Source organism: Flavobacterium sp. LS1P28, from assembly GCF_003970335.1.
Classification (GTDB): domain Bacteria; phylum Bacteroidota; class Bacteroidia; order Flavobacteriales; family Flavobacteriaceae; genus Flavobacterium.
Genome location: NZ_RYDI01000005.1, coordinates 36181 through 57124 on the forward strand (window position 1 = coordinate 36181; position 20944 = coordinate 57124).

The window sequence follows — 20944 nt, forward strand, 5'->3', positions numbered from 1 at the left end:
GATTGCGTTTTTTTAATTTATGGTATAAATGTACTTCTGTTTTTTAGGATAAACGGTAACAATTGCTACATTCTGTTTTTTTAATTCAGGAGAAATTCTTTGATAATAATATACATTCCCATAGCTAACACAAACCAACCAAAAGCCGGTTTTAGTTTTGCGCCATCGATTTTTTTAGATAAATAGGTGCCAATGAACAGTCCTAGGATGGCAATTGCCGAAATGGTAAAAAGTAGTCTGAAATTGATGCTGATACCGTTTAACACATCGCCGCCAAAACCAATTAACGAAGTAATAAAGATAATCAATAAAGAGGTGCCAATAGCTTGTTTCATAGGTAAATTTGCAAAGAAAAGCAATGCTGGAATGATCAAAAAACCACCACCGGCACCTAGAAAACCAGTGAGAAAACCTACTAATAGTCCAATGAGGGCTATCTTGCTGAAATTGTCTTTTTGAAGAGTTTTTTTTGGTATTGCCTTTTTGATCATCGATACGGATGTGGCTATCATAAGACACGCAAACACAATGAGAATCAAAAGATTTTTTGACACTTCAAAATGGTGTAGTGTAAAAATAACGGACGGAATTTTTGGTAACACAATTTCTCGTACAAAAAGTAAAGAGAGGAGAGAAGGAATCGCAAAGGCAAGTGCTGGTTTTATTTTTAAATTACCAAGTTTGTACTGGCTGTAGCTCCCAATCATAGCTGTTATTCCGACTATAAATAACGAATAACTGGTGGCTAGTTCCGGATTGATATTAAAGAGATATACCAGTATGGGAACGGCAAGTATGGATCCGCCACCGCCAATTAAACCCAAAGAAAGACCAATAATAATAGAAGCAAAATAGCCTAAATATTCCATCGTAACATTTTTTTGAAGCTCTGATTTTAAAAATAGTTGCACAAAAGCACCGCTTCAGGGCGTAAATTTTATTTTAACAGTTCAATGTTATTGCGGTGTAAGGCCACAATGCCGCGTTGCTCCATTTTTTTTAACAAACGCGAAATTACTTCTCTTGAGGTATTGAGCTCTGATGCGATTTCTTGATGGGAGAGTTTCAATTCTTTACAACCACACACATCGGCATGGCGTTTTAGATAAAATTCCAATCGCTCATCCATCGCCCGGAAAGCAATGCTGTCAATGACTTCGAGAATCTCCTCAAAACGACTTCTGTAGGTATCAATTACAAATTCATACCAGCTGCGGTGTTGCATCATCCACTTGTCCATCAAGAGTAAGGGCAAGAGGATTAGTTCGACATCTTCAACGACTTTAGCCATGATTTGGCTTTTTTCATTTTTGGTGGCACATATCATGGAAATGGCACAAGCCTGACCGGGTTGCAAATAATACATGAAAAACTCTCCTCCATTTTCATCTTCGCGATAGACCTTAATTTTTCCACGGATTACCAATACAGTATTTTTTATGTACTGTCCGGTGCGCATGATGACATCACCAGTTTTGAAGGATTGGATCGCAGCATTTGCATCCACATCTTTGACTAGTTCAGTAGAAAAGGAAGGAAATATTTTTTTTATGGAATCAAGCATTTTTATTTTTTTCTATATTCTGCCTTGTAAAAGTAGTGTAAATAACTCAAAAAACAGACCGTTTTTCAGACTATAACAGTGTACAAATCTTTGATTTATGGCTTGTTGTCTATGGATTTAATAGACTATTTTTAATAAGAATTCAAGCCTTGGTTTTAGTTTATTGATGTTTAATGTTTTGCGAAAACGATTTTTCAATAAAAATATCTAATTAACAATTGTTACGTTTATTGTTTGGTAAAAACGTTGTATTTTTACAAAAAACATCATTATGAATTTAACACAAGAAGATTGGATTTCTCAATTTGAAGCGGATGAAAATGCAGTAATTCTAGACGTGAGAACCGAAGATGAATTTAGCGAAGGCTATATTGCCAATGCCATCAATATTGACATTCACAGCGGCCAGGATTTTGTAACTGAAATAGAAGCTTTGGACAAAAACAAAAAGTATTATGTGTATTGTCGATCCGGAATGCGAAGTGCAAAAGCATGCGAAATAATGAATCAGCTTGGTTTTGAAAACGCCTACAACTTAATAGGCGGAATTATAGAATGGGATGGAGAAGTAGTAGCTCCATAAAACGCAAAGAGGGTAATACCTCTTTTTAGTATTTAAATTACAGGTTTTACTACTTTTTGTGTGGGTTTAATTAGAAATCACACTACTTAGGGAATCCCTTTTTTGCCATTAAGCTTAATTAACGTAATGTTTTAATGCTGGTATTATTAAGTCTTTATTTTGCAAATCAGTATAGAGTGCAATGCATACCGATTTCGTGGCAGAGCCAAATTATAAATATAATATCTATTTTTATGAATGTAATACCAGAAGAATTTCAAATTAGCACTTTATTAAATCAAGATACGTACTTAATTGATGGAGAATTAAAAAAATGGAACGGTCAGACAACTCCTGTTTTTTCAACAATTTCGTCTACGGATGAATATGGTCCAACTATTTTAGGCTCTATCCCGTCTATGGGGGAAACGGAAGCTCTAGAAGCGGTAAATGCAGCCAATGCAGCGTATAATAACGGTCAAGGATTATGGCCTACGATGAAAGTGGCGGATCGGATAAAGTGTATGGAAAACTTTGTTACTCAAATGAAAACGACCCGTAAAGAAGTAGTTAAACTATTGATGTGGGAAATAGGAAAATCATTGAGTGATTCTGAAAAAGAATTTGACAGAACTGTAGAATATATATATGATACTATTGACAGTTTAAAAGAATTGAACAGCCGTAGTGCTCATTTTTCTAAAGTTCAGGGAGTAAACGCTATGGTTCGTAGAGGACCGCTTGGAGTTGTTTTATGCCTTGGGCCTTATAATTATCCGTTGAATGAGACTTTTTCGTTACTCATTCCGGCATTGATCATGGGGAACCCGGTAATTTTTAAACCGGCAAAACATGGTGTGCTGTTGATCTCCCCTTTATTAGAAGCTTTTAGAAGCAGTTTCCCAAAAGGAGCCATCAATATTGTATACGGTCGCGGACGTGAAGTGGCTTCGCCAATAATGAAATCCGGTAAAGTAGCTATTTTGGCTTTGATAGGAAACAGTACCTCAGCGATTGCATTACAAGACCAGCATCCTAATAAAAACAGATTGCGTTTGATCCTAGGTTTAGAGGCGAAAAACCCTGCGATAGTTCTTCCGGATGCTGATTTAGACTTGGCCATCCAAGAGTGTATTGCCGGTTCTTTATCGTTCAATGGACAGCGTTGTACGGCTTTGAAAGTATTGTATGTGCATGAGTCTATTGTTGAGGAGTTCAATACGCGTTTTGCTGCCAAAGTGGATGCCTTAGTTTTTGGAAATCCGTGGGATGCCTCCGTGTTTCTGACGCCTTTACCAGAAAAAGAAAAACCAGCTTATATTCAGGAATTGATTGATGATGCTACTAGTAAAGGAGCTGCTATAATTAATGAAAAGGGAGGACAACATTATTCTAATTACATCTTTCCAGCGGTTTTATTTCCAGTAAATAAAGAAATGCGTGTGTATCACGAAGAGCAATTTGGTCCTGTGGTGCCTATTATTTCTTTCAAAGACATTCAGGAACCTTTGAATGATATGGCCGAATCGAATTATGGGCAACAAGTAAGTTTGTTTGGAAAAGACATTAAAACTATTGCACCACTTATTGATGCTTTGGTGAATTTAGTGTGCAGAGTAAACCTGAATAGTTCTTGCCAAAGAGGTCCGGATGTTCTCCCGTTTACAGGACGAAAAGATTCAGCAGTAGGAACATTGAGTATTCATGATGCGCTGCGCTCGTTCTCAATTAGAACCTTTGTAGCATCTAAAGACAATGCCTATAACAATGCTATTTTACAGGAATTATTGAGCAGTAAAGAATCTAATTTTATTAATACCGATTATATTTTATAATCTTTTATAATCAAAAAAAGCCGTTTTTTTTTGGACTTAACATTCCTCTTTGAAATATATTTTAGAATTTTAAACGACATATTTCAAAACATCGCGTGCTAATAGCGCCATAAAATAGTAGAGTCTATAGAATTAATACCCGATGGACAAATCCTTATTTAGGTGAAATTATCTAAAAAGTTTAAAAAGAAACTTTATCTTTATACTCTTGTTGAGGTGTAATTATTAACTAAATATTTACTTACATGAAAAATCTAATCCTTTTTTGTTTACTGTTAGCTTGCTTTGGGTTCGAAAGTTGTAAAAAAAATAAAAATCTGAACGCTACAGATGCTGCCCGAACCCAAGCTGAAAAGCCAATAAACGTTCAGTGTTATAAAGCTTTGTTTGAAAAAGATACCATTGATTTAGAAATCAGCACTTTGCAAAACGGAAAAATTACAGGAAACATGGTGATGAAGATTTTTAACATGCCCAAAAAAACTGGAAAAATCAACGGCGAATTCCGAGGCGATACATTATTTGCTGACTACTCGTTTATTCAAGGAACTTATGATAAAATAACGTATAAAAATCCATTGGCAATGTTAAAGAAAGGGAACGAACTCATTTTAGGTAATGGAAAAATCGAAACTTATTTAGGAGCTTCTTATTTTGTGAAAGGAGTACCTATAGATTTTGATAATGTGAAATATAAATTTATAAGTGTTGATTGTGTTGGTGAAAAATAATTAATTCAACAGCGTAAAAAGTATTTCTTGAAATATCAAAAGGGCAATTCCTGTAAACAAGATTTAAATAATATAAGTATCTCTTAATCAAAGTGGTAAAGAGATACTTATGTTATGTTATTTTTGTAAGGATATAAGTTTTTCGGCAATTTTTAGAAGATCTGTTTCGTTTATTTCAGGTAATGGTGCCAAAGGATACAATTGTTGTCCGGGACGTGCCGTAAAGGCTCCTCTCCAACCTGCCCAAATTGCACCTGCAATATCCCAACCATGAGCTGCAACCATCAAACATTCGTTGGGTTTAACTCCCATTTTTTGCGCTGCCCAATTATACACAGCAGTATCTGGTTTGTATTTGCCTACTTCTTCAACACTTAAAATTTGATCAAAAAATGCCGTTAAGCCCGAATTTTTAAATTGAGTTTCAACGCCTTTGGTTGATGAATTTGTTAAGGCAACTAATGTATAACCAGCATTTCTTAATGCTGCTAACGCTTCTTTTACTTCGGGATGAGGTGGTAAAGAGGTTATACTGCTTACGGCTACTTTAGCTTCCGCTTCTGTTAAAAGAATACCTTGATTCGCAGCTACCATTCTTAAAGCAGCAGCTCCAATAGTACCAAAATCTGTATACTGACCACCAACTGTTGTTACTAAAGAATAGTGCAACATGGTAGTAAACCAAAGGGCAGTTAAATCTTCTCGATTTCCTAAGGCTTGACCAATACTTTTTTTTATGGCTCCTAAATCCAATAAGGTTTCATTTACATCAAAGAATACTACTTTTGGTGCTGTCATAATTTTTAATTTAGTTTTATATGGGCTTTCATTTTGTTCGATAATAAAAGAAGCCAAATGGATCACTTTTTAATCGAAATTATATTTTTTTGTCGGGTTTTATCTGATCAATAGTAAGTAACAATCATTGTGTAATGGCATGTTTTAAAATTAGACAAAAGGAAGTAACAAATTGATTTTAAAATACTATTTTTAAGTATTTCTTTGAGAGATCTTTTGTTTTAGTTCTTCTTTTTTGAACCACTTATGATTCTAGAAATCAATCCTTGTTGGTTCGTGAATTCAGAAAAGAAAATACTCGCCAAGTGAATTACGATGAAGGTCAATAAATAATAAATGGATAGGACATGTATATCTTCCATTGATTCCTTTCTGTTTTCTGGACCCAAAACAATGATTAAACCGGTGATTAGTGAAATTGCCACGCAAGCATAAAAAACTAAATACGTCCAATAGTGAATTTTTTCTTTAAATGCTAATCCTTTGGAAAAGGGATTGGAGAATTTCATCTGTCCAAAAAAGGGAAGCGCCAATCGGATGCTGTACAGCCCTACTAACGCATAACCAATATATATGTGCCAATCCCACATGGGTTTTCTTATTTTTTTAGCAAGCAAAATAAGCTGATCCTGGGATAGGGATTGATCTGTGGTTGAAAGATAGTCTTGCATGATCAGTGCGACATTATTTTTGTTCATCCAGGTCATTCTAAGAAATATAGTAATAAGCATTAGCGTCATGCAAATGGCTATTGACCAGTGCATGATTCGGTAAATGGTGGAGTAATTTCTGGATTTCATGATTTATCAGAATTGGGTTGTTATGGTTTAGGAGTCAGTTTTAATTGCGATACAATTTCAGAAAGAATTTAGTTTAAATTAATTCAGAGTACACGGATATAATGAAAGGCGATGAAGAATGGTTTTAGAAAAACAGCAACGATACTATCCTATTTTTACCAGCCAATAAATCGTTCTTTCTTTAAAGTGCTGTAAAATGATCACTTTTAGGAAAAATACTCAAGGCTTCAATCGCAATTTCTGGAGTAGGAGAGGCTAGTTTGCGAAGTTTGAGATCCATCCAAGCGCCATCAACTGTTATAGTTGCACATAATTTGTTGTCCTCATTTATAAACTCATGCACAATGGACCAACGGGAAGCATCCGCATTTACTTTTGAAGTTTTGGTGCGCAAAAAAATTTTGTCAGAAAGCTTTATTTCTTTTCTAAAAACACATTCTTCCCTAAAAAGAATAGGGCCAAAGCCTTGCAACTGCATCACCTTAATGGTCAAACCAAGACTTTCCAGAATTTCGATACGATGTTGTGCGCCAAAGTCATAATAGGCACTGTGCCGAACATGAAAATTAGGGTCAAGATCTGACCAGCGAAAAGATAATTCTTTGCTAAATGAAGTCATTGTTTTTTTTTATAGATGTTTCCAAGATTTGATACCAAGGAAGTATTGTGTTTTTTTGAAACTCAAAAGTACGACAAAAAGCAAGTAGGAAGCTAATGAAATTATAAATTAGATCCATTTGTTGGAGTATATTTTTAGCACTACTAAAAATATTGAATAGCGAAGCCTAATTTATAAAGAATTCTATTAAATAAAAAAGCCCTTCAGAAAATCCAAAGGGCTGATGCTTGCTGCGTAATTTATTTTTTTGATTCTTCTACAGAAACTTTTCTAAACTCTTTTAATAGTTTTTCTAGTTCCAAAGTTGATTTACGAGCTCTTGGTCCGGCAGCTTTGACACCTTTCTCAGTTAGTGACTCAGATTCTGTTTTGAATGTTTCGAATTCAGCGTTGATTTTTGCAACTAAATCTTTCATAATAGTACTGTATTAAATTAAGGCGCTAAAATAGAATTTTGATTTTTAGATTGGGATGTTTTGAGTTTTAAATTAACATTAGAAAACCATTATTTTATTGTATGTGTCAGAAATATCTTTTTTTATAAATACTGAATAAAATTACGTCCGCTTTTTTTAATTATTCAATAAATAAGAAGTGAAATCTCAGTATTCCTGAGATCAAGAATGACAACTTCGGTTATAATGACAACTTCTCTGTGATGTCATATTGTCAGATTTTTTTACGCCAATTTTAACATAAACTGACAATTCATTAGTCCCTTTTGTATTGGCACAAAGATTGACTTATCGACTTCGAGTCATTAAAACTAGTATACAATAAAATTAAATATATTTAAAATGGGTAAAATAATCGGAATTGATTTAGGTACGACCAACTCTTGTGTTTCTGTAATGGAAGGTAATGAAGCTGTTGTTATTCCTAATGCAGAAGGAAAAAGAACAACACCATCTATCATCGCTTTTGTTGAAGGTGGAGAGATTAAAGTAGGAGATCCTGCTAAAAGACAAGCGGTAACTAATCCAACTAAGACTATTGCTTCTATCAAACGTTTCATGGGACATTCTTTCGGCGAAATTACAGCTGAAGCAAAAAGAGTTTCGTACAAAGTAGTAAAAGGAGACAACAATACACCACGAGTGGATATTGATGGCCGTTTATACTCTGCACAAGAATTGTCAGCAATGACACTTCAAAAAATGAAAAAAACAGCAGAAGACTATTTAGGTCAAACTGTTACTGAAGCAGTTATTACTGTTCCTGCTTACTTTAATGATGCACAACGTCAAGCTACGAAAGAAGCGGGTGAAATTGCAGGTCTTAAAGTAATGCGTATCATTAACGAACCTACAGCTGCAGCTCTTGCTTACGGTTTGGATAAAAAAGGTAAAGATCAAAAAATTGCTGTTTACGATTTAGGTGGTGGTACTTTTGATATTTCGGTTCTTGAATTAGGAGACGGAGTTTTTGAAGTATTGTCTACAAATGGAGATACTCACTTAGGTGGAGACGATTTTGACCACGAAATTATTGACTGGTTAGCTGCTGATTTCTTAACGGAAGAAGGGATTGACTTACGTCTTGACCCAATGTCATTACAACGTTTGAAAGAAGCTGCGGAGAAAGCAAAAATTGAATTGTCTTCTTCTGCTGAAACTGAAATCAACTTGCCTTACGTAACCGCTACAGCTTCAGGACCAAAACACTTAGTGAAAAAATTGACAAGAGCTAAATTTGAGCAATTGACTGATTCATTAGTAAAACGTTCTATGGCACCAGTGGCTAAAGCGCTAAAAGATGCAGGTTTATCTGTTTCTGATATTGACGAAGTGATTCTTGTAGGAGGTTCTACTCGTATGCCAAGAATTGCTGAAGAGGTTGAAAAATTCTTTGGTAAAAAAGCGTCTAAAGGAGTTAACCCTGATGAAGTTGTTGCCATTGGAGCAGCTATTCAAGGTGGAGTTCTTTCTGGAGATGTAAAAGATGTATTGTTACTTGACGTTACACCTTTGTCTTTAGGTATCGAAACTATGGGTGGTGTTATGACAACTCTTATTGAGTCTAATACAACTATCCCAACTAAAAAATCTCAAGTTTTCTCTACAGCAGCAGATTCTCAACCAACAGTTGAACTACACGTTCTTCAAGGAGCAAGAGCTATGGCTGCTGATAACAAAACAATTGGTCGTTTTAACTTAGACGGTATTCCACCAGCACCGAGAGGGGTTCCACAAATTGAAGTGACTTTTGATATTGATGCTAATGGTATCATCAAAGTTTCTGCAACGGACAAAGGAACAGGAAAATCTCACGATATTCGTATCGAAGCTTCTTCTGGATTAACATCTGAAGAAATCGAAAGAATGAAACAAGATGCTGAAGCTAACGCAGAATCTGACAAAATCGCTAGATCAAGAGCTGAAAAATTGAACGAAGCAGATGGAATGATTTTTCAAACTGAAACGCAATTGAAAGAACTTGGTGCTAAATTATCTGATGATAATAAAGTAGCTGTAGAATACGCATTGACTGAATTGAGAATGGCGCACCAATCTCAAGATATTCCTGCAATTCAAACGGCTCTTGACAATATCAATGCGGCATGGAAAAAAGCAACTGAAGCAATGTATGCTGAAGGAGAACAAGGTCAAGCAGCATCTAAACCAGAAGGTGAAGCAGCTCAAGGTGACAATGTTGAAGACGTTGAATTTGAAGAAGTAAAATAATTATTTCTCGTAGAGACGCGATTTATTGCGTCTCTATTATTGATTTAGAAAACCGTTCGCCTTTGGTGAACGGTTTTTTTATGGACATTGATTTTGATTTTAATTTTATTCTCCTTTTTACCACGAAACATTCTTGTGATAACTAAAGTATGAGGAAATGTTATGGCAGCCAAAAAAGAAAAAAATAAAGTATTGAATAGTTGTTCTTCTTTAAATGTAAAATACAAAAGTGCCATTTCTACTAGTGAAACCAACCAATAAACGCCTGCTACAGGGCAATATGCAATAAAATTGCTTACGAAACAAGAACCATTTGAAAACTTTATTTGGTTAATTATAGAAGGAATACTGTGCCACAAGACAAAATAAATGGCAAAACCCCAGATCAGACTCGAGAATTTAAAAAGGATAGCAAATAGTACTAAATAAAAGAGTTCTAGGCGTTTTTTTTGATTTCCAATACAAATAAACACTGATAGCTATAAATAAGGCACCTGAAATCTGTAAGGATAGCCAAATGTATAGAATAGGAATACTGATTTTTGTGATGTTTAATATAATGTTTTGTACCTCCTCAGAGTGAAAAGTAAACAGCAACACTAAAATAAAGAATCCATAAGAGAATTGGAATAGTACTTTGGCGAGGTTGTATTTACCGATTGTGTAGCGCTATGGGACTTCATTTTCGGACTTGCTTATTTTGAATTGTGTATGAAATCAGGTTAGGAGAAGCTTCAAAATTAGCTGTTGCTACAGGTGGAGAAATTCAAAAAGCACACAGAATATTGTGCTGGTTTGTACTTGTAGGCTGGTCAATATATCCATTAGGATACATGAAACAAAAAAACCGACCTATTTTTTAAATAAGTCGGGTATTTAATTCTATCATTATTGTTATTTATCACGTATAGACGTACTGCCGTGCGTTTCTACAAGATACATTACATTAAAGTCACATTTAACAAAAAAAGGGAAAATGTTGTTTGAACATTTTCCCTTTTTAATTTATTATTTAGGTTCTAAAGCTTCTCCTATTCTGGAAATTAAATCGAGAACATGGTATTTGCTCATTCGATCTGACATTCTAGAAGTAGATAATTTCAATTCATTTTTTAAACTATTCAGTTGACCTCTAGCAATAGAAGGTAAATCCGTTTGCGCCAGATTGACTTTTCTGGTGGTGAAACCATAAGTAACTCCTACCGGAACAGATCTAACGCTTGCCGTACCTGGTTTTAGTAATTCAATCATCTTGTCTACATACAATTTTTGGATGTTTCTGCGGTAGATGTCAATAGAATTTTTATTTTTCAGTTCAGAGAAAATTCCTTTGTTCAAATCGTTCATTAATTCATCTACAGAATAGTTGTCTTTACTCACCGAGGAGGTTTCTAAAAGGCGTACCATTCGGTCTCCGGCTAATAAGCTGTTTAAGGTGGCATCCTGCATTCCTTTGATTGCTTCGACACCATTTTCCGGGTTAATTTTTGAAAGAATATCTTGATTCAACAACCATTTTGGCGTGGTGAATAACTGGGTATTCAAGAATGCTACAGCATCTTTCTGGATGCTTTTTGGTACTACTTCAAATTGATTGCCAGTCATGTCATACGTTTTTGGACTATCATATATTCCACCTACATTTTTAGTTACATGACCCATATACCTTCTAAACTGACCGGTAAGTGCGCCATAAAGTTCGTCCAGTTCAGTATAACTTTCACCATCTTCTTTAGACCATTCTAGTAAATTGGGTAAAATTCTTTTTAGATTTTTAATACCATATTCAGAGGCTCTCATAGCATTGTCACCAATATCTTCCGTTTGATATCTTGGATCATAAGGACTGGTTTCAGACCCAAACCATAAACGACGGTTCTTGTAGGCTTCCTTAGTCATTTCATTCAAAAAAGCTTTCTCTTCTGCTTCCGTTTTCGTGTCTTCAAAGTAAGAGTATCCCCACTTAATAGCCCATTTGTCATAGTCTCCAATTCTAGGAAATAAACTAGTCACACCATCTTCTGGTTGTGCAACATAATTAAAACGCGCATAATCCATTATAGATGAAGTATGTCCGTTTTGCTCTTGGTAGTCTTTATCTCTTAGTTTTTCAACAGGAGTGGCAGAGCTGGCTCCCATATTGTGGCGCAAGCCTAATGTATGTCCTACTTCATGCGAAGACACGAAACGAATGAGTTCTCCCATTAATTTATCGTCAAATTTCTTAGCTCTAGCCGCCGGATCTACAGCCGCAGTTTGAATCAAATACCAATTTCTCAAAAGACTCATGATATTGTGGTACCAACCAATGTGGCTCTCCAGAATCTCACCACTTCTTGGATCATGAACATTTGGTCCATACGCGTTTTGAATTTCAGCAGCGAAATATCTCAATACAGAAAAACGAGCATCTTCTAAACTCATAGTTGGATCGTTCTCTGGCCAATATTCTCCACGAATGGCATTTTTCCAACCTGCATTTTCAAAGGCAATTTGCCAATCATCAATTCCTTGTTTGATGAATTTTTTCCATTTTTCTGGTGTAGCCGGGTCAATGTAATATACAATAGGTTTCAAAGGCTCTATCAATTCTCCATTTTTTTGTTTTTGAGCATCTTCGGCAGATTTAGGTTCTAAACGCCATCTGACAGCAAATACTTTGGTGTCGGACTTTTGGGATTCTTCCTCAAAAACACCGTATTGATTGGCAAAATATCCTACACGTGCATCAAATTCTCTTTTGCGCATGGGAGTTTTTGGCAATAAAATCATGGATGTATTTATTTCCACAGTGAGTACACCAGCATCTAGAGCCGAAGGTAAATCAACTCCAATTTTTGGCGTTGGTGTTGTATTGATTTTTGGTGGTGTAGTGGTAAATGTTTTTACACTTCTTATTTCAGTATTGATAGGAAAACTACTTATTTTTGAAATAAATGATTTGTCTTTTTGAAATGTTTGAATGTTTAATAATTGTTTCTTAATTGGATCTAATGAAAAAGTTTGAACATCAGCATCGAATGTTGTAGATAAATCGACAACATAGCCCGTTATTTTTCCGGAATCATCTTTTTTGTATGCAAGTACATCATAATTACCAATAATTGGATCCGAAGTGGAGTTTTTAACTGCTTTAGCCATTGGTTTATCTTCATCTGGAGACATAATGACATAAGTGATTGATCTCAACAATATATTGTTGTTCAGTCCTTTTTCCCAACGAACGACTTGTCTGTTGATTTCTTCTCCGCCAAAAATTCCTCCTCCGGCAGGAGTCTTAGAATATCGGGTTATGGTCATCATTTCACTCCCTAATAGAGAATCAGGAATTTCAAAAAGATACTTATTGTCTATTTTATGAACATCAATTAATCCTTTTTGAGTAACGGCACTAGTATCAATTACTTTTTTATAGGGTTTAGGTTCTTTTTTGGCATCAGCTACTTTGGTGTCAACTGCTGTTACGGCATTTTTATCTGTTTTTTTCTTTTTCTTACTTTGGGCAAATGTTCCCTGGACGGAAAAAAACAGCAGACATACAATAATTAGGGTTAGTTTTTTTTTTAGCATTTAGTTAAATGTTTTATAAAGGTTAAGGATTAGCTTTTGTAAATAAGTAGTTTTTTTTTCTTTTTTACAATCGAAATCCAAATCTATTGATATATTTTTAAAAACAGACCAATAATGTACAAAAATCGAATAATTAACATTTATTAAATAATAAGATTTTTTAATATCACAATATGTTTTTTCTCATGAATGGATGTGTTTTTTCGCCTTATCTTTGTTTTATAATGAATAAATCAAAAATATTTTTTTCCTTTTCAGCAGCTGTAAAAGTAGTGAGGAGTGATTTTTTTTTAAAATATTTTCGTAATATTACGATACAAATGACGCTGTATGAGAAAAATTAAATATAAGAAAAGTAGAAAACTACAACCCAACAATTTAGAATATACCGGGATTCATAAGGACTATAAATCGGAAATACAATTGTTTGTTTATGATGATTTAATGCTGTCAGAGTATGATGATTTCAAAGTTTCGGATTTTGATAAATATATTGATCTGCAAAAAAATAATTGGCTTAATCTACACGGTCTAAGTAATATTGAATACATAAAATCTATTGGGAATTATTTCAAAATAGATACCTTCATTTTAGCTGATATTTTAAATACTACACGAAGAACTAAAGTTGAAGAATTGTCAGATGTTTTGTTTTTTAATATAAAATCATTACTTCCGACAGGAAATTCTGATAATATAAGTGTAGAGCAGATTAGTTTTTTGATCAAAGATGGGATCTTAATTTCCTTTCAGGAAAAGCGTAGTGACTTTTTTACGCATATTCGCGAACGTCTTCGGACGCATTCCGGCATTGTAAGAAGCAAAAGAACGGATTACTTGTTGTACATTCTTTTAGATGCCATTATGGAAAATTTTTACATCACCATAGAAAACGAAGAAGATAAAGTAGAGGAACTCATCAACCTTTCAAAACAAAGTACCAACCCAATTATCTTAGAAAAAATTGAAAAACACAGGGATAATTTCAATTTTTTGAAGCGCTCTATAGTTCCGCTTCGAGATTCTTTGTACAATATAAAGAGCATCAAAGATGATAATGTATTTAATGCGATAGAAAAAGAGAATTTTAGCTTTTTTGCACGATTGCATCAAAAGAGCCTGGAACTTTTAGAACAAATAGAATCGGATATGGGGTCATTAGAAAGTGCTTCTAATTTTTTTTTCTCGGCACAAACACATAAGATGAATGAGATTATGAAAACACTGACTATTGTTTCAGCAATCTTTATTCCGCTTACATTTATTGTAGGTGTGTATGGAATGAATTTTGAAAATTTACCGGAACTTAAATACCAATATGGCTATCATACCGTTATGGGAGCTATGTTTTTGATCGTAATAGGGATGATTATATATTTTAAAAAACGCCAGTGGTTTTAATATAAAAAGGGTATTACAAAAAAATATTAAATAACAATATGACCTCCAATTTGTTTTGGAATGAATACAAATATCAAAAAATGAGTAAAGCCATTTATATTGCAACAACGGAACAAAATAGCGGGAAGTAAATTATAACTTTGGGCTTGATGAGCATATTGATTGGTAAAACTGCAAAAGGGGGTTGTTTCAGGCCATTGTTGAGGATTTCGAAGAAGGTGGATTGACAATCACATAGAAACAGTCATTGGCCAATCAGGTATTTGAATTATTGAAGAATTAAGAAAATTCGCCGTTCACAAAAAAGTGTCTGTATTCAGACGCTTTTTTTATGCCTTTTATTTAAGAAATCTATCTATATTTGGAGATAAAAATGCCGCGTTTTGAAAGTAAAAATTACAATAATAATCCTTTTATCTTTAATTTCATCCCAACTTTTTGCTCAGGAGCTACTTCCTTTTGTGGAAAATTATAACAAATCAGATTATAAAGGCGACAACCAGATTTGGAATGTAGCCCAAGGAAATGATGACGCAATGTACTTTGCTAATAATTATTATTTGTTGCGATATGATGGTGTGAAATGGGAGAAATACACACTGCCCAACAAAACGATTATCCGTTCGATACTGGTAGATGGTGACAGGATTTATTCGGGTTCTTATAAAGAATTTGGGTATTGGTACAGAAAAAAAGGGAAGATGTTGTATGTCTCACTTTCTGATAAAACGAAGGTTTTCGAAGATAGTGATAATGAAGAAATTTGGAAGATATTTAAGTTCAAAGGAAAAATTTATTTTCAATCATTTAATGGGATTTTTCTGTATGATGGAAAAGCAATCAAGAAGGAAAAGTTCTCTTTTTTGATTTCTTATTGTTTCGTAGTAGACGATCAGTTGCTCGTTGCTTCAGTAGAAAACGGAATCTATAAAATGAATAATTCCACTTTTGAAAAAATTCAAAGATGGTCTATATTAGAAAATAATGTGATTCATGCTATAGGAAAGTTCCAAAACAAAACCTATATTTTTACTAAAAAAAATGGGGTTTACATTGATGATAAAGGCGTTTTGAGTACTTGGAAAAACCCTTTAAACACTATTTTGAAAACGGCTAATATCAATGCAGCTGCGTTTATAAAAAACAATAAATTAGTTATTGGAACTGCCAGTAAAGGGGTTTATCTGTTTGATTTAAAAACCAATTCTTATAAAAACATTAATAGAAATAATGTCCTGATGAACAACTCGATTTTGAGTATGGGGTTGGACAAAGAAAATGATTTATGGCTTGGCTTGGATAATGGAATTGCCCATGTTGAGGTCAATTCGCCAATATCTATTTTCTATGATAACTCGGGCGTTTTAGGCTCTGTATATTCTGTCGCTACTATTGACAAAGGTTATCTGATGGCGTCCAATCATGGTATTTTTAAATTAGAAGGCAATCAATTTTCTATAGTTCCCAATACTGAAGGGCAGGCATGGAATATCAGTAAAATTAATAACAAATACCTGATAGGTCACAACGAAGGCACTTTTGTTTACGAGAAAGGATTGTTCTATAAATTAAGTGCTGTACACGGGGGGTGGAATGTAGCAAAAAGCAGTATCAATAATTCGTATTTGCAAGCAACATATAGCGGCGTAATTATTTATAATGATATTGATGATTTGAATCAAAAGAAAAGTATAAAAGGATTAGTAAAACCAATTAAATATGTAGCTCAAAATAGGAAAAATGAAATATGGGCAGCCGATAACAACAGAGGTTTGTACCGCATTCTGTATAATGATGCCTATGAAACTACTGCGATTGAAAATGTTACCCAACGCAGCAAAATTAGTAATGATTTTGGCGTGAAAATATTTGAATTCCGAAACGAAATTCTTTTTCTGATAAATAAGTCTTGGTATACCTATAATTCAATCACGAATCAACTCGAGAAAGATAAATTATTCAATTCTAATTTCAAAAATATTTCTAATATTGCCACTATTGACGAAAATCATTTTATAGTACTTCAGAGTGGTCTTTTGTATCATATTTATGCCAATGCAAATAAATTTGTCTGGAATGTTATTCAGGAAAAATATTACTCAGGAAAGATTATCAATGACAATTTGAAAATTTTTAAAAATAAAGAAAGTTATTTATTAAATCTTGACGATGGTTTTATTTCACTTCAGTTAAAACAAGAAAAAAAACAAAATACGAATATAAAAATAGAAGCTTTTAGTGAAGATAGTTTGATTCACAATAAATCGCGGATAAATTATAATTCAGAGTTGAAGATACATGTAATATCTGGAAAATTTGGAGCGGCAAAGCCAAATTTATTTTATAAAACCACTAACACGTCTCGTTTTATACCTATCAAGGAGGGATTGATTGTTTTGAATAACCTTAGTAGTGGCGACCATAGTGTTACTATTTACGGGAATGATGGACTGAATTATACTACAATTTCTAATTTTCAATTCATTGTGGCTAAGCCTTGGTATTTTTCTTTTTGGATGATCTCGTTGTATCTTATTGTGATAAGCACAATATTATACCTATATTATAAGTGGAATAAAATACGATATGTTCAAAAATTAGAGTTTCGTGATGAGGAGTTAAAACATCAAAATAAAATTCTGGAAATGGAATTAAAAGCCCAAAACAAGTTGAATATTCAAGAATATGAAAAGCACATTTTGGAACTTGAATTGCAAACAAAGTCATCTGAGGTTGCCGGTAAGTCACTTTCTATAGCAAAGCAAAGTGAAATGATAGAACGTATTCAAGGTATTTTAGACTCTGAATCGGACTTTAATAAACTAAAAAGTGACATCAAAAAAGCCATAAAAATAAATGCCGTGAATAAACATGAATGGGAGACTTTTGAGAACAACCTAAATCAGATTCACAATGAATTTATTGTCAAGCTAGCAAAGAAATATCCCAACCTTACCTCTAAGGATATTAAACTTTGTATTTACTTAAAAATGAATCTTTCTTCTAAAGAAATTGCTCCAATGATGAACATTTCATTTAGAGGAGTTGAGTTGCAACGGTATCGCCTAAGAAAAAAATTAAATCTTAATCAGGAAGAAAACCTTTCTAAATTTTTGTTAAACATATAAATACCTTCTATTTTTATAGATACTATATTTAATGTATTGTTTTTTTAGAAACCACAATACATCATTACTACATCATATACATCTATTGCAATACCCGTTTTCCTTATTAACAGCTTTCAATCATTGATTTGTTTCGCTACTTTTATTTTTTGATGTATTTATGTAGTAACTCTGTTGTACTAACTATAACGTTGTAATTATCTAATTTGGCTCAACTAACTTTAACAAATTATTAATATATGAGAAATATTATTTTTAGCTTTTTAGCACTTATTTTACTACCGGCATACATGTCTGGACAAGTAATTAAGGGAAAAGTAGCAGATAAAAATGGCATCGGAATTCCAGGTGGTATTATAGTTGCAGTTGATTCTAAAACGAATGCAATTACTGATTTTGATGGGAATTTTGAAATTAGAGCTGTAATAGGTGAAATTTTACAAATTTCTATGTTAGGTTTTGAACCAACTTCTACTGTAGCTACATCAAACCTGATGCGTATTGTACTTCAAGAAGATCAGGATACACAATTAGATGAAGTCGTTGTTATAGGGTACGGAACTCGAAAAATTATTGATAATACTTCCTCAATAATTTCGCTGAAAGCAGAAGAAATTTCTAAAACTAAAGTACTCAATGCTTCACAAGCAATTCAAGGTAAAGCTGCGGGTGTTCAGGTAATTTCTTCTGATTTACCGGGAAGCACCCCTTCCGTAATTATTAGGGGTTTGGGTACTGCATTAGGCGGACGTACTCCTTTATATCTTGTAGATGGTATGCCTACGGAGAATATCAATAACATTAATACGAATGACATTACCTCATACGAAATTTTAAAAGATGCTTCTGCATTAGCAATTTATGGAACTAGAGCTGCAAACGGTGTAATCATTATTACAACCAAAAAAGGCAAAGGAGACAAAGTTACAGTAGAATTTGAAAGCTTCACAGGTTTTAGAGAGCCTTTGAAAAAAGTAAAAATGGCAGGAAGTAATAAGTACTCTCATTATTCGAATTCTGCTTTGCAAACCACTACTTTTTCACAAGATCAACCCGTTAACACCGATTGGTTTGATGCGATTACCAGAACAGGTTCATATACTCAAAATAACGTTTCGGTTTCTGGTGCAACGGAGAATATTAAATACTTCTTCAGTTTAGGAAATTATCAGGAAAAAGCAATTCTTAACGGATTGGATTACAGTCGGACCACTTTTAGAAACAATAATGAAATTAAAATTTCTAAAAAAGTAACTTTAAATCAAAATTTTAGTTTTGGTTCAGCAAATTCTACTCCAAAACCATTAAGCGCTTTTACTAACGCTTACAAACAATCACCAATCGTTCCAGTTCGTTTTTCAAATGGTCAATATGGAGTTTCTTATGTTGGTACTAACGGCTTTGCCGGGACTGCCGGTTCTTCTTTTAATAACGTAGGAAATCCTGTAGCACAATTAAACTATTTTGATGAAGAGCAAAGAAGCATAACCTTACAAGGGGGTTTGAAATTAGATTATGATATTTTGAAATCATTAAAATTTACTTCTCAATTTAACGGGGAATATTATTCTTGGAAAAATTACAATTTCGAAGACACTAAAACAATTTGGCAATCCAATAATAATCCGGGACAATTAAGCAGTATTACTTATCCAGCGGATAAAAATATTAATTTATTGACTAAAGGTAGAAATCAATATTTCAATTGGAATCTGTCTAACTACCTGACTTACAATAAAGTTTTTGCAGAAATTCATGATATTGAACTAACAGCTGGTATCGAGACCTCGGTTAGGGGTGCTAGAGAGCAATTGACTGTTGCCAGAAAAAATGTAAATGCAAATTCAAATTACTGGTCACTAGCGGGTGTTGATTATGTAGGAACAGTTGTTAATTACAGAGATGAGGTTTTTAATGAAAATAAAATAGCTTCTTATTTTGGTCGTTTTCAATACAAATTAATGGATAAATACCTATTTTCAGGTACAATCAGACGGGATGGTTCATCAAATTTTGGTAAAGATTACCGTTGGGGAACCTTTCCAGCCTTTGGTTTAGGATGGGTTATTACCAAAGAGGAATTTATGGCCAATGCAACAGGAATAGACTTATTGAAATTAAGAGGTGGTTGGGGTAAATTAGGAAACCAAAATGTTCCTCTTAACAACCAAGCATATAGTTCTGGTCTTACTTATTATTTAGGAGGTTCCCTATTGAATGAAGGAACTACTATCAATTCACAAGTAGATCCAAGTTTATCATGGGAAATCACCGAAGAAACTTCTGCAGGATTAGATTTTGAATTATTGACTAACAGATTGAAAGGATCATTTGATGTGTACGATAAAACGACTACAAATGTAATTTTAAACACAAGACCTTATATTACTTCTGGAATCAGCAATTCTTCACCGGCACATGTGGGAGAAGTTTCTAATAAAGGATATGAGATTGCTTTGCGTTGGGATGATAAACTAACGGATAATTTGAGTTACTGGGTTGGAGGAAATTTTTCTAACAACAAAAATGAATTGACAGGTTTAAAAGATGCTACACTTGCCCCAATTACAGGTGGAGATTTAGGAAATGGACAATGGACAAAACTATTAGACAATACTTCTGTAGGAAAACCATTGGGTAGTTTTTATATTTATGAATATGCGGGTTTTGATGCTACAAATGGTAAAATGTTATACTACACTGCAGCAGGAGCCAAAGTGACTCAAGATGCTTTAAATGCTAATGCAGATAAAAAGTACGTTGGTTCTATTTTACCTAATTCAACATACGGAGTTACTTTAGGGATGAACTATAAAAACTTTGATTTCTCAGTGGACGGATACGGTACCTCTGGAGCAAAAGTGTATAACGGTAAAAAAGCACAACGTTTTACAGGAGAAAATATCGAAGATTCACTGGCAACAGATTTTTGGACAGTAAACAATACTACTGCCTCAAATCCTGGACCGTTTAATCAAGTTCCGGTAGCGTCAACTTATTATTTAGAATCGGGGGATTTCTTTAGAATCAATAATATTACTCTAGGATACAAAATTCCTTTGAAAGGAGAATTTTTAACTTCTTGTAGAGTATATGTAAATGCAATAAATCCACTTATTACTCAAAAATTCTCAGGTTTCTCCCCTGAATTAAATGGTAATGGAGATCCTTATGGAACGCAAGGTATTGAGTTGGATGCATATCCAACATTAAGATCAGTAGTTATTGGTGCTAATTTAAAATTTTAATACA

At 33.8% G+C, this 20944-nt stretch carries 15 protein-coding genes and 1 pseudogene; 8 read left to right on the forward strand and 8 right to left on the reverse strand.

Features of this window, described 5'->3' with window-relative positions:
- Positions 1 to 80: 80 nt before the first annotated feature.
- Together EKL97_RS05900 and EKL97_RS05905 are read right to left on the reverse strand one after the other, a co-directional pair.
- Positions 81 to 869 (reverse strand): sulfite exporter TauE/SafE family protein, encoded by a 789-nt coding sequence (locus tag EKL97_RS05900; protein ID WP_126463018.1) that lies wholly within the window; start codon positions 867 to 869, stop codon positions 81 to 83.
- Positions 870 to 937: 68 nt separating this feature from the next.
- Entirely contained in the window at positions 938 to 1564 is a 627-nt protein-coding gene (locus EKL97_RS05905) for a Crp/Fnr family transcriptional regulator (protein WP_126463016.1), read from the reverse strand.
- 271 nt (positions 1565 to 1835) lie between these two features.
- Here EKL97_RS05905 and EKL97_RS05910 point away from each other — a divergent pair, with 271 nt between their 5' ends.
- From EKL97_RS05910 to EKL97_RS05920, 3 genes are all read left to right on the forward strand, one after another.
- Complete coding sequence (locus EKL97_RS05910) at positions 1836 to 2147, forward strand: rhodanese-like domain-containing protein (RefSeq protein WP_126463014.1); 312 nt, start codon at positions 1836 to 1838, stop codon at positions 2145 to 2147.
- Between the two features lie 233 nt (positions 2148 to 2380).
- Positions 2381 to 3961, forward strand: a complete 1581-nt coding sequence (locus EKL97_RS05915; RefSeq protein WP_126463012.1) for an NADP-dependent glyceraldehyde-3-phosphate dehydrogenase — start codon at positions 2381 to 2383, stop codon at positions 3959 to 3961.
- Between the two features lie 245 nt (positions 3962 to 4206).
- Entirely contained in the window at positions 4207 to 4692 is a 486-nt protein-coding gene (locus EKL97_RS05920; protein ID WP_126564211.1) for a hypothetical protein, read from the forward strand.
- Between the two features lie 117 nt (positions 4693 to 4809).
- Here EKL97_RS05920 and EKL97_RS05925 read toward each other — a convergent pair whose 3' ends face one another.
- From EKL97_RS05925 to EKL97_RS05940, 4 genes are all read right to left on the reverse strand, one after another.
- Positions 4810 to 5490, reverse strand: coding sequence for a haloacid dehalogenase type II (locus tag EKL97_RS05925; protein WP_126568451.1), 681 nt, complete (start codon positions 5488 to 5490; stop codon positions 4810 to 4812).
- Between the two features lie 221 nt (positions 5491 to 5711).
- The gene (locus tag EKL97_RS05930) at positions 5712 to 6290 is read right to left on the reverse strand and encodes a cytochrome b/b6 domain-containing protein (protein WP_126553575.1); all 579 of its coding nucleotides are present in this window, start codon (positions 6288 to 6290) and stop codon (positions 5712 to 5714) included.
- A 181-nt stretch (positions 6291 to 6471) separates the two neighbouring features.
- The gene (locus EKL97_RS05935) at positions 6472 to 6909 is read right to left on the reverse strand and encodes an acyl-CoA thioesterase (RefSeq protein ID WP_126463004.1); all 438 of its coding nucleotides are present in this window, start codon (positions 6907 to 6909) and stop codon (positions 6472 to 6474) included.
- Between the two features lie 239 nt (positions 6910 to 7148).
- Complete coding sequence (locus EKL97_RS05940) at positions 7149 to 7325, reverse strand: histone H1 (RefSeq protein WP_126452532.1); 177 nt, start codon at positions 7323 to 7325, stop codon at positions 7149 to 7151.
- Positions 7326 to 7706: 381 nt separating this feature from the next.
- Between EKL97_RS05940 and dnaK the strand changes: the two genes are divergently transcribed.
- Entirely contained in the window at positions 7707 to 9593 is a 1887-nt protein-coding gene (gene dnaK, locus EKL97_RS05945) for a molecular chaperone DnaK (protein WP_126452530.1), read from the forward strand.
- A 44-nt stretch (positions 9594 to 9637) separates the two neighbouring features.
- On the opposite strand, the gene EKL97_RS16080 is transcribed toward dnaK, so the two are convergent.
- On the reverse strand, positions 9638 to 10066 hold the full coding sequence (locus tag EKL97_RS16080; RefSeq protein WP_126568452.1) for a Brp/Blh family beta-carotene 15,15'-dioxygenase: 429 nt from the start codon (positions 10064 to 10066) through the stop codon (positions 9638 to 9640).
- Positions 10067 to 10226: 160 nt separating this feature from the next.
- Between EKL97_RS16080 and EKL97_RS05955 the strand changes: the two are divergent.
- A pseudogene (locus EKL97_RS05955) lies at positions 10227 to 10429 on the forward strand (rhodopsin); the annotation flags it as partial.
- A 172-nt stretch (positions 10430 to 10601) separates the two neighbouring features.
- On the opposite strand, the gene EKL97_RS05960 reads toward EKL97_RS05955, so the two are convergent.
- Positions 10602 to 13163, reverse strand: a complete 2562-nt coding sequence (locus tag EKL97_RS05960) for a zinc-dependent metalloprotease (protein WP_126568453.1) — start codon at positions 13161 to 13163, stop codon at positions 10602 to 10604.
- 330 nt (positions 13164 to 13493) lie between these two features.
- Here EKL97_RS05960 and corA point away from each other — a divergent pair, with 330 nt between their 5' ends.
- The 3 genes from corA (at position 13494) to EKL97_RS05975 (ending at position 20940) form a co-directional block, all read left to right on the forward strand.
- Complete coding sequence (gene corA / locus EKL97_RS05965) at positions 13494 to 14564, forward strand: magnesium/cobalt transporter CorA (RefSeq protein WP_126562956.1); 1071 nt, start codon at positions 13494 to 13496, stop codon at positions 14562 to 14564.
- A 383-nt stretch (positions 14565 to 14947) separates the two neighbouring features.
- Positions 14948 to 17692, forward strand: coding sequence for a histidine kinase (locus EKL97_RS05970; protein ID WP_126562458.1), 2745 nt, complete (start codon positions 14948 to 14950; stop codon positions 17690 to 17692).
- Positions 17693 to 17931: 239 nt separating this feature from the next.
- Positions 17932 to 20940 carry a SusC/RagA family TonB-linked outer membrane protein gene (locus EKL97_RS05975; protein WP_126568454.1) on the forward strand — a complete coding sequence of 1003 codons (3009 nt, stop codon included), beginning with the start codon at positions 17932 to 17934 and terminating at the stop codon, positions 20938 to 20940.
- Positions 20941 to 20944: the final 4 nt, after the last annotated feature.

What these genes read in the sequence shown, in the direction of transcription:
- EKL97_RS05900 (WP_126463018.1), bottom strand. Translation starts at nt 869, where the DNA reads ATGGAATATTTAGGCTATTTTGCTTCTATTATTATTGGTCTTTCTTTG.
- EKL97_RS05905 (WP_126463016.1), bottom strand. Translation starts at nt 1,564, where the DNA reads ATGCTTGATTCCATAAAAAAAATATTTCCTTCCTTTTCTACTGAACTA.
- EKL97_RS05910 (WP_126463014.1), top strand. Translation starts at nt 1,836, where the DNA reads ATGAATTTAACACAAGAAGATTGGATTTCTCAATTTGAAGCGGATGAA.
- EKL97_RS05915 (WP_126463012.1), top strand. Translation starts at nt 2,381, where the DNA reads ATGAATGTAATACCAGAAGAATTTCAAATTAGCACTTTATTAAATCAA.
- EKL97_RS05920 (WP_126564211.1), top strand. Translation starts at nt 4,207, where the DNA reads ATGAAAAATCTAATCCTTTTTTGTTTACTGTTAGCTTGCTTTGGGTTC.
- EKL97_RS05925 (WP_126568451.1), bottom strand. Translation starts at nt 5,490, where the DNA reads ATGACAGCACCAAAAGTAGTATTCTTTGATGTAAATGAAACCTTATTG.
- EKL97_RS05930 (WP_126553575.1), bottom strand. Translation starts at nt 6,290, where the DNA reads ATGAAATCCAGAAATTACTCCACCATTTACCGAATCATGCACTGGTCA.
- EKL97_RS05935 (WP_126463004.1), bottom strand. Translation starts at nt 6,909, where the DNA reads ATGACTTCATTTAGCAAAGAATTATCTTTTCGCTGGTCAGATCTTGAC.
- EKL97_RS05940 (WP_126452532.1), bottom strand. Translation starts at nt 7,325, where the DNA reads ATGAAAGATTTAGTTGCAAAAATCAACGCTGAATTCGAAACATTCAAA.
- dnaK (WP_126452530.1), top strand. Translation starts at nt 7,707, where the DNA reads ATGGGTAAAATAATCGGAATTGATTTAGGTACGACCAACTCTTGTGTT.
- EKL97_RS05960 (WP_126568453.1), bottom strand. Translation starts at nt 13,163, where the DNA reads ATGCTAAAAAAAAAACTAACCCTAATTATTGTATGTCTGCTGTTTTTT.
- corA (WP_126562956.1), top strand. Translation starts at nt 13,494, where the DNA reads ATGAGAAAAATTAAATATAAGAAAAGTAGAAAACTACAACCCAACAAT.
- EKL97_RS05975 (WP_126568454.1), top strand. Translation starts at nt 17,932, where the DNA reads ATGAGAAATATTATTTTTAGCTTTTTAGCACTTATTTTACTACCGGCA.